8 protein-coding genes and 3 rRNA genes are annotated in these 16,247 nt (G+C 54.8%); 1 reads left to right on the forward strand and 10 read right to left on the reverse strand.

Translation table 11 applies throughout. The features are described 5' to 3' along the window. Nucleotides 1-9: 9 nt before the first annotated feature. The 10 genes from AC2T9U_RS07870 to pheS form a co-directional block, all read right to left on the reverse strand. The gene (locus AC2T9U_RS07870; protein ID WP_493695739.1) at nucleotides 10-1,461 is read right to left on the reverse strand and encodes a tetratricopeptide repeat protein; all 1,452 of its coding nucleotides are present in this window, start codon (nucleotides 1,459-1,461) and stop codon (nucleotides 10-12) included. 133 nt (nucleotides 1,462-1,594) lie between these two features. After that, nucleotides 1,595-1,711, reverse strand: a 5S ribosomal RNA gene (rrf, locus tag AC2T9U_RS07875). Between the two features lie 97 nt (nucleotides 1,712-1,808). Next, nucleotides 1,809-4,879 (reverse strand): 23S ribosomal RNA (locus AC2T9U_RS07880). Between the two features lie 333 nt (nucleotides 4,880-5,212). Then, nucleotides 5,213-6,733, reverse strand: a 16S ribosomal RNA gene (locus tag AC2T9U_RS07885). Together the 16S, 23S and 5S rRNA genes form the textbook arrangement of a ribosomal RNA operon. A 493-nt stretch (nucleotides 6,734-7,226) precedes the next feature. Next, nucleotides 7,227-8,486 (reverse strand): tyrosine--tRNA ligase, encoded by a 1,260-nt coding sequence (gene tyrS / locus AC2T9U_RS07890; protein WP_115029702.1) that lies wholly within the window; start codon nucleotides 8,484-8,486, stop codon nucleotides 7,227-7,229. A 90-nt stretch (nucleotides 8,487-8,576) separates the two neighbouring features. Next, nucleotides 8,577-10,019 carry an argininosuccinate lyase gene (argH, locus tag AC2T9U_RS07895; protein ID WP_493695740.1) on the reverse strand — a complete coding sequence of 481 codons (1,443 nt, stop codon included), beginning with the start codon at nucleotides 10,017-10,019 and terminating at the stop codon, nucleotides 8,577-8,579. A 49-nt stretch (nucleotides 10,020-10,068) separates the two neighbouring features. After that, entirely contained in the window at nucleotides 10,069-10,587 is a 519-nt protein-coding gene (locus AC2T9U_RS07900) for an arginine repressor (RefSeq protein ID WP_115029700.1), read from the reverse strand. 184 nt (nucleotides 10,588-10,771) lie between these two features. Beyond that, a complete protein-coding gene (locus AC2T9U_RS07905; protein ID WP_493695741.1) occupies nucleotides 10,772-11,560 on the reverse strand; it encodes an SDR family NAD(P)-dependent oxidoreductase in 789 nt (262 codons plus the stop codon). Next, on the reverse strand, nucleotides 11,553-14,129 hold the full coding sequence (pheT, locus tag AC2T9U_RS07910; RefSeq protein WP_493695742.1) for a phenylalanine--tRNA ligase subunit beta: 2,577 nt from the start codon (nucleotides 14,127-14,129) through the stop codon (nucleotides 11,553-11,555). Before pheT ends, AC2T9U_RS07905 begins: the two co-directional genes overlap by 8 nt. Then, nucleotides 14,129-15,223 carry a phenylalanine--tRNA ligase subunit alpha gene (pheS, locus tag AC2T9U_RS07915; protein WP_115032444.1) on the reverse strand — a complete coding sequence of 365 codons (1,095 nt, stop codon included), beginning with the start codon at nucleotides 15,221-15,223 and terminating at the stop codon, nucleotides 14,129-14,131. The genes pheT and pheS overlap by 1 nt, the downstream gene beginning before the upstream one ends. Before the next feature lie 85 nt (nucleotides 15,224-15,308). Between pheS and AC2T9U_RS07920 the strand changes: the two genes are divergently transcribed. Beyond that, complete coding sequence (locus AC2T9U_RS07920; RefSeq protein ID WP_493695743.1) at nucleotides 15,309-16,247, forward strand: exodeoxyribonuclease III; 939 nt, start codon at nucleotides 15,309-15,311, stop codon at nucleotides 16,245-16,247.

The following is a 16,247-nucleotide window of genomic DNA, read 5'->3' on the forward strand; positions in this document are numbered from 1 at the left end:
TTGCTGCCGTTAGTCCTCTGGGTGTGGGGTGTTTTTGGTGGGGGTGTCGTTTTCTTTGAGGAGGTCTTGGCTGTTGTCGGTGTTTTCGGGGGTGGTTTCGTCTGTTTCGTCGTCGATGGTTTCGTCTGCTGTGTCGATGAAGATTGTGCCGTCGATGTCGTCGACGCGTTCGGCTGCGTCGGTGCCTAGTTGTGCGTCTGCGTCGATTGCTGCAGCGAACCATTCGCGTGCTTCGTCGCTGCGTCCGAGTGTTTGGAGGATGTCGGCGTAGGCGTAGAAGAGTCGACCTGACCAGGGGTGGCGTTTGGTGGGGTCGAGTTCGGGGCCGCGTAGGTGTACGAGTGCGGCTTTGAGGTCTCCGAGGTCACGACGGATACCGGCCACGATGATGGCTAGTTCTATTTTTTCTGCTTGATCGAGTTTTTGGGCTTCGGGGCTGCGGGCGATGTCGAGTGCGCGTTCGAGTCGTCCGGTACCGCGTTCACAGTCGACGATGTAGGGCAGGAGGTGGTTGCTGCCGGAGAGTCGTTGAGCGGTACGGAATTCTTTGAGGGCGGTTTTCCAGTCGCCTTCTTGGTATGCAACGAGGCCTCGGGCTTCACGGACGCTGGGGACGCGGTCGGCGCGACCGACGATGTGTTCGGCGTGGGCTCGGGCTTGTTCAGGGTTGGTTTCGAGGAGGCGTTCGATCATGACGAGGTGTTGGGCTACGCCTGCTGCGTTGTCTTTGCTGAGGGTGCGGAGTTCTCGGCGAACTGCTGGGGCGATTTCTTTGCCGGTGACGTCATCGTCGATGCGAGGCTCAGGTGCGACTTTTTGGGGTCGGTCGTATGGCCTGTTGCGGCGTTCGTTATCGAATGCGCGGTTGTCACTACGGTCTTGTCGCGGTCCTCGTTCGGGTTTTCCGTTGTGGCGGAAGTTTTCGCGGTTTTCTTCGCGGGGTTTGAAGCCGTTCTGGCGTTCGTTACGGCGGCTGGACCAGCGTGATTCAGATTGGCCGTCAGTACGGCGGTAGATGCGTGGGTTTTCGTCCCTGTTTCGTGTGGTGTTGTTTTCACTGGAACGGTACTTGACGCGTGCAGCGTTTCCTCGGTCTCGGGACGCATAGGAGCGGTACTCGCCATGTTCTTGGCGATTTACTGAATTATTGCGGTTATCGCGGTGTGCTTTTTCGCGTGGGGAGTAATCGGAGCGGTTTTCGTTACCGCGGCTACGGTCCTCGCGGTAACTGCGGCGTGTTTGGCTGTTGCGGTCAGATTGCTTTTCGTAGCGTCGACCGCTTTGTTCTTTGTCGCTTTGGTAGCGGGTGTCGTTCTCGTTGGAGTAGCTGCGTCGAGGGCGGTCGTCGTAACGGTTCCGGTAGGAGCGGCGTTCGTTATCAGATGCACTGTTCTGGTTGTTTTGGCCACGGTTGTTGTGCCGAGGTTTTTTCCACCGCGATGACCCGGATGTTTCCGCCATGTTCCTGCTCCTCTGTTCATAAATTCGCAGCGTCGACGCTACCAGTGATGAGGATAGGCCTAGCTGGTTGTGGTGTTTTTGGGTATGGGGAAAGGGCCTGGAACAATGTTCCAGACCCTTTCCATCACATATATTCCGGCGGTGACCTACTCTCCCACACCGTCCCCAGTGCAGTACCATCGGCGCTGAAGGGCTTAGCTACCGGGTTCGGAATGTAACCGGGCGTTTCCCCAACGCTATAACCACCGAAAAACCAACAGAACCAATCAGAAAAACATCCTTCATGATCCCGTAGGGCTGATGCCCCAAGAACCGCACAGTCGACGCGAACAAAACTCTTAAAAGTGTGTATCAAGCCATCGGCCAATTAGTACCAGTCAGCTCCACACATCACTGCGCTTCCACACCTGGCCTATCAACCCACTCGTCTAGTGGGAGCCTCACACCTCGCAAGGAGGCATCGAGATCTCATCTTGAAGCACGCTTCCCGCTTAGATGCTTTCAGCGGTTATCGCTCCCGAACGTAGCCAATCAGCCATGCCCTTGGCAGGACAACTGACACACCAGAGGTTCGTCCATCCCGGTCCTCTCGTACTAGGGACAGCCCTTCTCAAATCTCACACGCGCGCAGAGGATAGGGACCGAACTGTCTCACGACGTTCTAAACCCAGCTCGCGTACCGCTTTAATGGGCGAACAGCCCAACCCTTGGGACCAACTCCAGCCCCAGGATGCGACGAGCCGACATCGAGGTGCCAAACCATGCCGTCGATATGGACTCTTGGGCAAGATCAGCCTGTTATCCCCGGGGTACCTTTTATCCGTTGAGCGACCGCGTATCCACTAACCACGGCCGGATCACTAGTCCCGACTTTCGTCCCTGCTCGACACGTCCGTCTCACAGTCAAGCTCCCTTGTGCACTTACACTCAACACCTGATTACCAACCAGGCTGAGGGAACCTTTGGGCGCCTCCGTTACCTTTTAGGAGGCAACCGCCCCAGTTAAACTACCCACCAGGCACTGTCCCTGAACCAGATCATGGTTCGAAGTTAGACATCCAATACGACCAGAGTGGTATTTCAACAACGACTCCACACACACTAGCGTGCATGCTTCACAGTCTCCCACCTATCCTACACAAGCCGCACCGAACACCAATACCAAGCTATAGTAAAGGTCCCGGGGTCTTTCCGTCCTTCTGCGCGAAACGAGCATCTTTACTCGTATTGCAATTTCGCCGAGCTCATGGTCGAGACAGTAGAGAAGTCGTTACGCCATTCGTGCAGGTCGGAACTTACCCGACAAGGAATTTCGCTACCTTAGGATGGTTATAGTTACCACCGCCGTTTACTGGCGCTTAAGTTCTCAGCTTCACCCCGAAGGGCTAACCGGTCCCCTTAACGTTCCAGCACCGGGCAGGCGTCAGTCCGTATACATCCACTTACATGTTCGCACGGACCTGTGTTTTTAGTAAACAGTCGCTTCTCCCTGGTCTCTGCGGCCATCACCCCTAGACAGAAAAGTCTTCAGGGCTCCGGCCCCCCTTCTCCCAAAGTTACGGGGGCATTTTGCCGAATTCCTTAACCATGATTCACTCGATCGCCTCGGTATACTCTACCAAACCACCTGAGTCGGTTTAGGGTACGGGCGGCTCACACCTCGCTAGAAGTTTTTCTAGGCAGCATAGGATCACCCTACTTCCCCCAAAAGGGGTCATCATCACACCTCAGGACACACCGGGCGGATTTACCTACCCGGCACCTCACATGCTTGAACGTGGACAACCATCGCCACGCGGAGGCTACCTTCCTGCGTCACTCCATCGCTTACCTACTACCAAATCGGATCACGCACTCAACCCGCAAACAACCCCGAAGGGCCATAAGCAAGCATCACACGCTTAGCATCAAAGGCCTCAGTATTGGCGGTGTTTCGCCGGTACGGGAATATCAACCCGTTATCCATCGACTACGCCTGTCGGCCTCGCCTTAGGCCCCGACTTACCCAGGGCAGATTAGCTTGACCCTGGAACCCTTGGTTATTCGGCGGACGGGTTTCTCACCCGTCATTCGCTACTCATGCCTGCATTCTCACTCGTGTAGCATCCACCACTGGATCACTCCGCAGCTTCACACGCTACACGACGCTCCCCTACCCAACTTTCGTTGCCACAGCTTCGGTGGTGTACTTGAGCCCCGCTACATTGTCGGCGCGGAATCACTTGACCAGTGAGCTATTACGCACTCTTTCAAGGATGGCTGCTTCTAAGCCAACCTCCTGGTTGTCACTGCAACTCCACATCCTTTTCCACTTAGCACACGCTTAGGGACCTTAGCTGATGATCTGGGCTGTTTCCCTCTCGACTACGAAGCTTATCCCCCGCAGTCTCACTGCCACGCTTCACTTACCGGCATTCGGAGTTTGGCTAACGTCAGTAACCTGGTAAGGCCCATCAGCTATCCAGTAGCTCTACCTCCGGCAAGAAACACGTGACGCTGCACCTAAATGCATTTCGGGGAGAACCAGCTATCACGGAGTTTGATTGGCCTTTCACCCCTACCCACAGCTCATCCCCTCAGTTTTCAACCTAAGTGGGTTCGGTCCTCCACGACGTCTTACCGTCGCTTCAACCTGGCCATGGGTAGATCACTCCGCTTCGGGTCTAGACCCCGCGACTCAAACGCCCTATTCAGACTCGCTTTCGCTACGGCTACCCCACACGGGTTAACCTCGCCACGAAGCACTAACTCGCAGGCTCATTCTTCAAAAGGCACGCTGTCACCCCACAAAGAGGCTCCAACGGATTGTAGGCACACGGTTTCAGGTACTATTTCACTCCCCTCCCGGGGTACTTTTCACCTTTCCCTCACGGTACTAGTCCGCTATCGGTCACCAGGTAATATTTAGGCTTATCGGGTGGTCCCGACAGATTCACACAGGATTTCACGGGCCCCGTGCTACTCGGGAAACGCACACGGAGTACACGCCATTTCGTCTACGGGGGTCGCACCCTCTACGCCACGCCATTCAAGACGTTTCGACTATGACACGTATTTATCACTCCGCCGCACCATGTCAGTGGTGCACGCACGATCCCACAACCCCGATCACACAACGCCTGACAGCTATCACATGCAATCGGTTTAGCCTCATCCGCTTTCGCTCGCCACTACTCACGGAATCACTATTGTTTTCTCTTCCTGCAGGTACTGAGATGTTTCACTTCCCCGCGTTCCCTCCACACACCCTATGTGTTCAGGTGTAGGTGACTGGACATGACTCCAGCCGGGTTTCCCCATTCGGAAATCCTCGGATCACAGCCTGTTTATCGACTACCCGAGGCTTATCGCAGATTACTACGTCCTTCATCGGTTCCTGGTACCAAGGCATCCACCGTGCGCCCTTAAAAACTTGACACACAAAGAATCAGATGCTCGCGTCCACTGTGCAGTTCTCAAAACACCAGCCCACACCCGAATCCAAGTAGAAAACCTACCCGTTTTCGAGAGAGGCACATTCGTAGAGTTACCAGCTATACGGCCGATACCTCAAAACCCAACAACGCGCCAAACGTGACCTAACCGAAACTGTCTTTGTTTCCACGCTCATACGTCTCAATAAAGAAACAGAAGCAGTACTCCAAAACCAAAAACAGGTAAGCCACATAATCGATGTTCCACCCATGAGCAACACCCCAGTTCGTACACTCGACGAACATAAAGGGTGCCTCTATTAAGAGGGGCTCCTTAGAAAGGAGGTGATCCAGCCGCACCTTCCGGTACGGCTACCTTGTTACGACTTAGTCCCAATCGCCAGTCCCACCTTCGACGGCTCCCCCCACAAGGGTTAGGCCACCGGCTTCGGGTGTTACCAACTTTCGTGACTTGACGGGCGGTGTGTACAAGGCCCGGGAACGTATTCACCGCAGCGTTGCTGATCTGCGATTACTAGCGACTCCGACTTCATGGGGTCGAGTTGCAGACCCCAATCCGAACTGAGACCGGCTTTAAGTGATTCGCTCCACCTCACGGTATCGCAGCACTCTGTACCGGCCATTGTAGCATGCGTGAAGCCCAAGACATAAGGGGCATGATGATTTGACGTCATCCCCACCTTCCTCCGAGTTGACCCCGGCAGTCTCACATGAGTCCCCACCATTACGTGCTGGCAACATGCAACGAGGGTTGCGCTCGTTGCGGGACTTAACCCAACATCTCACGACACGAGCTGACGACAACCATGCACCACCTGTACACCGACCAAAAAGGGGAGTACATCTCTGCACTTTTCCGGTGTATGTCAAGCCTTGGTAAGGTTCTTCGCGTTGCATCGAATTAATCCGCATGCTCCGCCGCTTGTGCGGGCCCCCGTCAATTCCTTTGAGTTTTAGCCTTGCGGCCGTACTCCCCAGGCGGGGCGCTTAATGCGTTAGCTACGGCGCAGAATCCGTGGAATGGACCCCACACCCAGCGCCCAACGTTTACGGCATGGACTACCAGGGTATCTAATCCTGTTCGCTACCCATGCTTTCGCTTCTCAGCGTCAGTAATGGCCCAGAGACCTGCCTTCGCCATCGGTGTTCCTCCTGATATCTGCGCATTTCACCGCTACACCAGGAATTCCAGTCTCCCCTACCACACTCTAGCCTGCCCGTACCCACTGCACGTCCAGGGTTAAGCCCTGGATTTTCACAGCAGACGCGACAAACCGCCTACAAGCTCTTTACGCCCAATAATTCCGGACAACGCTCGCACCCTACGTATTACCGCGGCTGCTGGCACGTAGTTAGCCGGTGCTTCTTCTGCAGGTACCGTCACTTTCGCTTCTCCCCTGCTGAAAGAGGTTTACAACCCGAAGGCCTTCATCCCTCACGCGGCGTCGCTGCATCAGGCTTTCGCCCATTGTGCAATATTCCCCACTGCTGCCTCCCGTAGGAGTCTGGGCCGTATCTCAGTCCCAGTGTGGCCGTTCACCCTCTCAGGCCGGCTACCCGTCGTCGCCTTGGTGAGCCGTTACCTCACCAACAAGCTGATAGGCCGCGAGCACATCCCCCACCGAAAAAACTTTCCACCAAACCTCATGCGAGGAAAGGTCATATTCAGTATTAGACCCCGTTTCCGGGGCTTATCCCAAAGTGAGGGGCAGATTACTCACGTGTTACTCACCCGTTCGCCACTAATCCACCCAGCAAGCTGGGCTTCATCGTTCGACTTGCATGTGTTAAGCACGCCGCCAGCGTTCGTCCTGAGCCAGGATCAAACTCTCCAAAAAGAAATCACACCCACGTACACGTAACTAGAAAACTAGTTACCACGAACGCAGGAAAATCCTGGCCGAAACAACACTGACAATTAATGTCACTACATTCCTTATAGCGACTATTGTCCGAATTGACTTCAACCAACAAACAATTGGCATCGATTATTCATGGCACGCTGTTGAGTTCTCAAGCATCGGACGCACACGACTAAGAAACTCTAGTACAAGAATTTCCCCATCAGAGGCGATCGACTATCTTCGACCAGCGCTACTTAAGCGCTTGAGCCGAGAAGCAATCTTACCAGGCCACTCAGCTCGGTGCAACTTCCCGCTTTTCTCGAAGGTAACTTCGAAGCGAGACTAACCACAGCCGAGAAGCCGTTTCCGTTCCTCCCTGCCGGGCGAACAAGAAGAACATTACTCATGCGGCACTTAAACTGACAAATCTGCTGATCAGAGCCTCTGAAGAGGAGCGCCGCATGAGCATGCAAGAGGATTCTCTCCTCTAACTCTCGCGATACACCGCGGCCATGTTTTTCCGACCTCGCTTAAGCACCGCAACCTTGCCACCTAGGAAGTCTTCTTCTCGCAATACAGCGGCAGGATCTAGCAGCTTGACGTTATTGATCGACACACCCCCCTCGCCAATAGTGCGACGTGCCGACTTACGCGATTCAGAAAGCTTCGTCGCCACAAGAAGATCAACTACCTCTGCGCCAGCAACCACAGTCGCACTGGGCAACTCAGACGTAGCATCCACAAGAGTCTGTGCATCCAGATCAGCCAAGGAAGCTCCACCAAAAAGCGCAGCTGACGCAGCCTCCACATCGCTCACCGCTTTTTCCCCGTGAACCAAAAGAGTGACATCGTGCGCCAAGGCTTTCTGTGCCGCCCTACGGAAAGGCTCCTCAGCAACCGCGCGCTCCAGAGCCTCAACCTGAGCAGCATCACGATTACCGAAAACCTTCAACAGCTTGATCACCGACGCATCCTCAACGTTCAGCCAGTACTGGTAGAACGCATAAGGACTCGTCATAGCAGGGTCCAGCCAGACAGCATTACCTGCAGATTTACCGAATTTCTCACCTGAGCTATCCGTCAGGATCGGGGTCACTACAGCGTGCACCTGACCGCCATCCATGCGGCCCACCAAGTCCGCTCCAGCCGTGAGATTCCCCCACTGATCACTTCCGCCCGTCTGGACCGTGCACCCGTACTCCTTATAGAGGAACCGGAAGTCCATCGCCTGAAGGATCTGATAACTGAACTCAGTGTAAGAAATACCCTCCTGAGAGTTCAGGCGCGCAGCAACTGCATCTTTCTTCACCATATGATTCACTCGAAAGTGCTTGCCAAAATCACGCAAAAAATCGAGCGCAGATAATCCTTCAGTCCAATCTAGGTTATTAACCATTCGGGCTGGATTGTCACCCTCAAACTCCAAGAAAGGGCGCATCTGTGATTTTAAGCGTTCCACCCATTCAGCAGTCTGCTCTTTTGTTTTCAAAATCCGCTCGCTCGTCGGACGCGGGTCTCCGATCAAACCAGTCGAGCCACCCACCAAAGCAATCACATTGTGACCGTGCCGCTGAAAAATCCGCAACACCACCAACTGAACGAGATTACCAAAATGCAAAGACGGCGCCGTCGGATCAAAACCGCAATAGACCGTCGTAGGCGTCGAAAGCTCCTCCCGAAGCTTCTCTACATCGGTAGTCGCGTGAATCAAGCCACGCCATTCCAGCTCGTCGAGCACATGCGTCACGCTCGTTCGACCTCTCTCGTCATAGTGCACCGATAACGCCCATCATCTTGCGCAGGAAACGCTATGCAACACATTCCCACACAGGATCAGTCAACCACGCCATGCAGGAACTTTGCCCACCCATCCTCGCTGCCAGGCACTTACCTGCCGAGCCTTCAGTAACTGCTCCCTCACCCTCATAGGGGCCGTGCCACCCTTACCATCCCGTGACTCCACAGAACCAGTAACGGTCAGGACATCCCGCACTCCCCCATGCAAATGCTCCGAGATGCTCTCAAAGTCCTCATCCGAAAGCTCATCCAACTCAATGCCCCGCTTCTCACACTCCTGCACGCAAGCCCCAGCGACTTCATGAGCCACACGGAACGGAACACCTTGCCGCACCAACCATTCCGCAATATCCGTCGCCAGCGAGAATCCCTGCGGAGCCAAATCTCCCATACGGTTACCGCAGAAAGTCAACGTCGAAACCATCCCCGAAAATGCCGGCAACAACACCTCTAAGGTGTCTATCGCATCAAAAACTGGCTCTTTATCTTCTTGTAAGTCACGGTTATATGCCAACGGGAGCCCCTTCAAGGTACTCAACAAACCTGTTAAATCACCAATCAGCCTTCCCGATTTACCTCTAGCAAGTTCAGCAACATCTGGATTCTTTTTTTGAGGCATGATACTGGAACCTGTCGAGAAAGAGTCATCCAGCACAATAAAACCGAACTCTTTCGTAGCCCAAAGAATAACTTCTTCAGCAATACGTGAAATATCAACACCTGTCTGGGCAGATACAAAAGAGAACTCTGTCACAAAATCACGAGAAGCTGTTCCATCAATCGAGTTCTCGACAGCGCCAGAAAACCCCAAATCATAAGCAACTTGATCTGGATCTAAACCTAAAGTACTTCCAGCCAGCGCCCCAGACCCATACGGCGAAACAGCAGTTCTCTCATCCCAATCCCTCCATCTCTCCACATCACGCAAAAGCGCCCACGCATGCGCAGCAAGATGGTGTGCCAACAAAACAGGCTGCGCATGCTGCAAATGCGTACGACCAGGCATGATCACATCAAAATTCGCATCCGCCTGATCTAGCAACGCATCGACTACATCCAAAACTAGCCCAGCAACCACCCGAGAACTATCCCGCAGATACATACGAAACAGCGTTGCCACTTGATCATTTCGCGACCGCCCCGCCCGCAAACGCCCGCCCAACTCAGCCCCAACCCGCTCAATCAAGCCACGCTCCAACGCCGTATGCACATCTTCATCACCTTCTTCAGCAATAAACTCTCCTGACTCAACATCGTCAGCAAGTTGCCCAAGCCCCTCAAGCATCGTCTCGACCTCTTCATCAGACAGCAAACCCGCCCGATGCAATGCCCGCGCATGTGCCTGAGAGCCAGCCAAGTCATACCGAGCCAACCGCCAATCAAAATGCGTAGATTTCGACAAAGCTGCCAAGGCATCTGCAGGGCCACCCGAAAACCTCCCTCCCCACAACGCCAAACCTTCAACTACATTCACGTCGCTCACAACACCCACATCCTTCCCACACACCAACAAACCATCTCGATGCCAGACGCTACCCGCCCGTAACCGATCTGCCTTCTCCCGACGCCATCGATGACAAACGCTTCAATAACGCATCACCGCCAGAAGCATCAGCCGCCACAATCAACACCGTGTCATCCCCCGCCACAGTCCCAATTGCAGAACCTTCGCCAGAGACCAAAGCTTTATCTATCGCCGCTGCAAGGTAATTCGCAGCTCCCGGAGGAGTACGTAAAACAACCATTGGCCCGGACGCATCCGCAGAAATCATCAATTCCGCACACAAACGACGCAGCCGAGCATTTACCTCTTCACGAGGAACCCCACCAGAACCGGCATCATCACCTGGGATCGAATAAACCAATTGAGCGCCACGCCGAACCTTTACTGCCCCCAACTCGAGCAGATCACGCGACAAAGTTGCTTGCGTAACCGAATACCCATCCGCATTCAACGCATCCGACAGCTCTGCCTGTGAACCAACATCACAGCTCTCTAAAATTTCCGCGATACGAGCCAACCGGGCGCTACGCGACTGAACTGCGCCCATCACTCACACCCGTCCTGAGAAGGTGATCCAGCAGCTCCTACATCTCAGAGGCATCCCCGATATCCAGCCACACCACACCCCAGAAACACACCTAGCTACAGACGCATATCGCAGCAAAAAATACATGAACCTAATCTACATACTGATACAGGGATATGCATGAGTATGTAGACTAGGTTCATTTTCACTGCCCTAAAGGATCGTCCTCACCAAAACTAAGCAACCCCACAGTTCGTGAATCAGGCCTTAAGCCACGGTCGCCTACAGCCTTCAAAGACTCGACCGTGTCAACCCCCGCCCGAACCATGCGACCAGACCATGCATCTAGGCACCCCGAAGCCAACCCCAGTGCCAAATCAGTAACCGCAGCCGGATCAGTCCAGTCATCACGCCCCGCATGCACTCCCATACCCGCAGTCATATCGGTCTGCACAACACCAGGCGCCAAATCAAAAGCACGCAAACCACGAACAAACCCGGCGGCATGCAACCCACCAGTTATCCGGCTCAAAGCCGTTTTCGCCACATAATAAGCAGTCGATATATCGCTCGCGCGAGTACCAGCACCAGAATTAATATTAATGATACGGCCACCCCCAGCCATCAACATATATGGAACAGCAAAACGCGCTAATAAAAACGGCCCCCGCACATCCACCTCAACTGTGCGCCACCATTGATCCGGATCTGCCTGCCACAACACCACTTCGTCATCAATAACACCAGCGTTATTGACAAGAACATCAAGGCGACCCCAGCGTTCAACAACCTCATCCACGTACGCCTTCACCGCAGCCGAATCCGACACATCCAGAACCCGAACCTTCTCCCCCTCACCACTACGAGAAGACTTCTCCACCACATAACCAGCCGCCGCAAATGCTGCAGACAGATGCGCCCCGATACCTCGAGACGCACCTGTCACAACAGCGACCGGCGCGCTACGCACACCGCTCACACTCACATCAACCACGCAACTCCGCTCCAGTAGCCTTCTTAGCTGCTGCAACCGCATCATCACGCAGTGCACTAACCTGCGTCGTCTTAAGCGTTTTCTCCCGAGGGCGGAACGTCAACCGATATGCCAACGACTTCTTACCCTCACCGACCTGCTCCCCACGGAACACATCGAACAGAGTCAGCTCTTCCAACAACGGCCCGGCCCCTTCACGCAAGGCCGACTCCACCTCTGCTGCCGAAACCACCTCATCCACAACCAAGGCGACATCCGTATTCGCTACAGGCAACGTTGACAACTTCACAGCCTGAGCACGACAAGCAGCGAACGCATCGATCAAAACATCAACGTTCAGCTCTGCTGCACACGTGCGCGCAGGCAAATCAACTGCCTTGCAAACACGCGGAGCCAACTCACCCGCATAACCGACACACTCACCAAATTCTGTAGAAACCTTGGCACAACGTCCCGGATGCCACGGCGCGCACTCAGCAGCTTCAACTACCAAGTTCAGTCCCAATGCTCGACCGACTTCAAGCACAGCACCAATGACATCAGCTGCATCAAACGCACGCGCCTCAACACCAGGCGCAGCAGAAACCGCAGCTCCCGCAGCCACGAAAGCCACGTGATGCGGTTGCTGAGGCAGCGCCTGATCAATCTGCGCCAAAACCTCCGCTTCAGGCTTGGCACCTACAGCAGGCACTGGCGCTGCTACCGGCTCCTCAACACCGTGCACAACACGGCCCACCTCGAAAACAGCAACATCCCGAATTCCTCGAGCCACGTTACGCGCCGCAGCATCAACCAGCGTTGACAAAACCGTCGTACGCAATAACGGCTGCTCAGCGCGAAGCGGATTCACCAGACGACGCGCAACACGACGCTCATCTTCCTCGCCATACTGCAACTCATCGAAACGCTCAGAAGCCACAAAGGGATACGTCAGCACCTCAACGAATCCTGCATTCGCCAAAGTATCCGAAACACGACGCACAACACGCTGAGCAACCGTTAAACCTCGACCACCAGGAGCCGCGGGGAGAACAGACCCAATCTGCTCATACCCCCGTAAACGAGCCAACTCTTCAACAACATCGGCTCCTGTCCGCAAATCTGGACGCCATGAGGGCGCAACAATGCTCAACGTTCCATCACCATTGCCCGTGGCTGACACTCCCAGCCGCGACAATTCCTCACCAATCTGCGCCGGCGTCCACTTCAGCCCCACTAGCCGCTCCGGCTCATGCATAGACATGGTGAACGGTGTGGTAATACGCGCCAGCGCAGCACGCTCCCCCACATCCGTAACACCTTCATCCGCCGTACCACCGGCATAACGAACCAACAAATCTGCCACCATCTCCGCAGCAGCCGGAGCAAGAGCAGGATCGACACCTCGCTCAAAACGCTTCGACGACTCGCTACTCAACCGATGACGCCGCGAAGAACGAGCAACACTCACCGGATCAAAACAAGCAGCTTCAATCAAAACATCTGTCGTCTTATCGGTGACCTCAACCCCCATTCCTCCCATCACACCCGCCAACACCAGCGGTTTCTCACCTGAGTCAGTAATAACGAGATCCTCGCCATGGAGCTCCCGCTCCACCCCATCTAGCGTCGTCAACTTCTCATCAGGCCTAGCCCGACGAACCACGATCGGTCCTTCAAGCTGAGAAAGATCAAACGCATGCAACGGATTGCCAAGCAGCAACATGACGTAATTCGTCACATCAACCACAAATGAAATCGGACGCATCCCCGACTGCACCAGCCGCTGAACCATCCACTCAGGCGTAGGCGTATCAGGATTCACGCCACGCACAACACGCGCAACGTAACGATCACACCCATCATTACCGCGAATAGGATTTTCGTCTTCCAGGCGAACCTCATAACCAGATTCGTTGCCCTCCGGTGCCCGCGAAGCCGCATCTACAGCAGGGTCCACCACCGGAGCGCCTACCGACAAAGCAAAATCACGAGCCACCCCGCGCATCGAGAAGGCGTAACCCCGATCAGGCGTGACGTTGATTTCAACAACTTTCTCATCCAGACCGAGCAACTCAATAGCATCCGCACCAGGCACGCAACGAGCAAGCTTGTCCGGATTGTTCTTGAAGTACTCCGTCAGAACGATGATTCCCTCGTGATCTTCACCTAGACCAAGCTCATCTTCTGCACAAATCATGCCGTTACTCATATGCCCATACGTCTTACGGGCACTGATCTCGAACCCACCAGGAAGCACGGCGCCAGGAAGCACAACAACAACAAGATCACCAACATCAAAGTTGTGTGCCCCGCACACAATCTCCTGATCTTTTTGTTCAGAAAGACGCTGCCCGTTTTCACCAACATCCACCGTGCACCAGTTGATGACTTTGCCATTCTTCTGGGGCTCTTCAACACGCGTCAGCACGCGGCCAACCACCAACGGCCCAGAGATTTCACCGCCAAGAATGGCCTCTTCTTCAAGGCCTACGCGCACCAATGCTGCTGCCACTTGCTCAGCAGTCATCTCATCAGGCAAGGAGTTCTTGCCCACGATGTCCCTCAACCACGAAATCGGTACCCGCATCAGATCTCCAAGCCAAACTGGGTGCTGAAACGCACGTCACCCTCAACGATGTCAAACATGTCTTTCACCCCGTGCCGCAACATCAAGGCACGCTCAATACCCAACCCAAACGCAAAACCGGTATAAACCTCCGGATCAATTCCAGCAGCCAGCAACACGTTCCGATTAACCATGCCGCAGCCACCAAGCTCGATCCAACCAGTACCTCCGCACACCCGACACGATGCCTCACCACCGGCACACGCCCAGCACTGCACATCCATCTCAGCACTTGGCTCAGTGAACGGGAAGAACGACGGCCGCAGCCTCGTCACCACCTCTGCCTGAACCAACTCAGACAAGAATCGGTCCAAGGTACCCCGTAGATGGGCCATCGTCAGGCCCTTATCAACCGCCAAACCTTCAATTTGGTGAAAGACAGGTGTATGCGTGGCATCCAAATCATCCGTGCGGAAAACCTTGCCCGGAACGGCCACGTATACAGGCAAATCCCGCTCGTGCAACACTCGCATCTGAACTGGCGAAGTATGCGTCCGCAACACCAACCCACCATCGGCAGGCTCCACGAAAAAGGTGTCCTGCATCGCCCGCGCCGGATGGTCAGGAGCAAAGTTCAAAGAGTCAAAGTTAAACCACTCCGCCTCGACTTCCGGACCATCAGCGATTTCCCATCCCATACCGACAAAAATGTCAGCAATCCGCTCTGACATCAGTGAGATCGGGTGCCGAGCACCAATACGGCGACGTTCAGGAACGACCGTTACATCGATAGTCTCCTCGGCCAGCATCTTCTCTTCATGCTCAGCCTCCAAGATCTCCTGCCGTGCAGCCAAAGCACGACCAATCTGCCCACGTGCAGCACCGACACGTTTGCCAGCTTCAGCCTTAGCACTTGGCGGCAACGCTCCAATTTCACGATTCGCCAAAGCCAACGGGCTCTTCTCGCCAGCATGCGCAACACGCGCAGCTTTCAACTCATCCAGATCCCCCGCAGCCTCCACAGCAGCAAGGGCATCTGCAAGCGCAGCCTCGACCGACTCGGCCGACAAAGCGCTCACCTCTACAGGATCGTAATTCGTATTGGGTCCGGACACGTACCTGATCCTAAAGGCGAGAGCGCATGAGTGCCGCACCCATACGGACGCTTCTGCACAATCACACAGCACTACTCTTGTAAAAATGCAGCGTATCGCCACCTTCAACATCAATGGCATTCGTGCCGCACACCGCCGCGGATTCACTTGCTGGCTTCAAGAACGCAACTGCGACGTGATCGCACTCCAAGAAGTACGAGCCTCACTCGAAGTACTCCCCACCAATGCCTTCGGCCCCTACTACACCGCCTACAACCCCGGCACACTCCCCGGCCGAAACGGCGTCGCCATCCTCACAAAACAACCACCCGAAGATGTACGCACCTGGAACCTTACTCACCTCGCAACCATCTTCACCCCCAACAATGGCGAAGCCGATTCCTACCCAACACCACAGCGAGAGAGTTCTCCCACGCACCTGGCACGCGAACTCAAAAAATTCATACACGAAGGCCGCTGGATCGAAGTAGACCTGGCAGAAGCACCAATCACAGTCATCTCTTTATACGTACCCAAAGGAGGCCTACCAGCAGATCTACAACGCCCCGGAAACTCTCGCGAACCTATGGACGGCGGTGCAAAACACCTCCGGAAAATGGATTTTCTCACCGGACTAGATAGACAACTCACCCGCGCACGAAGGCAAGCAAAAGCACGAGGCCGCGAACTACTCGTCATGGGAGACTTCAATATCGCCCACGAAAACTGGGATGTCACCAACTGGCGAGCAAATCGCCGCTCTGAAGGCTTCCTTCCCATCGAACGAGAGTGGCTCAGCAAAATCCTCTCGCCCCGAAAATTCATTGATGTCATCCGGCACCGTCACGGCCCCACCCCCGGACCGTACAGCTGGTGGAGCTGGCGCGGACAATCTTTTACCAAAGACGTCGGATGGCGTATCGACTACCACTTAGCCACACCAAAACTCGCCGAAACCGCCGTTAACGACACCACAGACAAAGACAGCTCTCCAGACTCCCGTATCTCCGATCACTGTCCCGTCATCATCGACTACGCCATTTAA

This window comes from Dermatophilus sp. B7861-1, from assembly GCF_058996045.1.

Excerpts from the sequence above, each read along its gene's own strand:
- AC2T9U_RS07870 (WP_493695739.1), bottom strand. The coding sequence starts at position 1,461 with ATGGCGGAAACATCCGGGTCATCGCGGTGGAAAAAACCTCGGCACAAC.
- AC2T9U_RS07920 (WP_493695743.1), top strand. The coding sequence starts at position 15,309 with ATGCAGCGTATCGCCACCTTCAACATCAATGGCATTCGTGCCGCACAC.
- AC2T9U_RS07900 (WP_115029700.1), bottom strand. The coding sequence starts at position 10,587 with ATGGGCGCAGTTCAGTCGCGTAGCGCCCGGTTGGCTCGTATCGCGGAA.
- pheT (WP_493695742.1), bottom strand. The coding sequence starts at position 14,129 with ATGCGGGTACCGATTTCGTGGTTGAGGGACATCGTGGGCAAGAACTCC.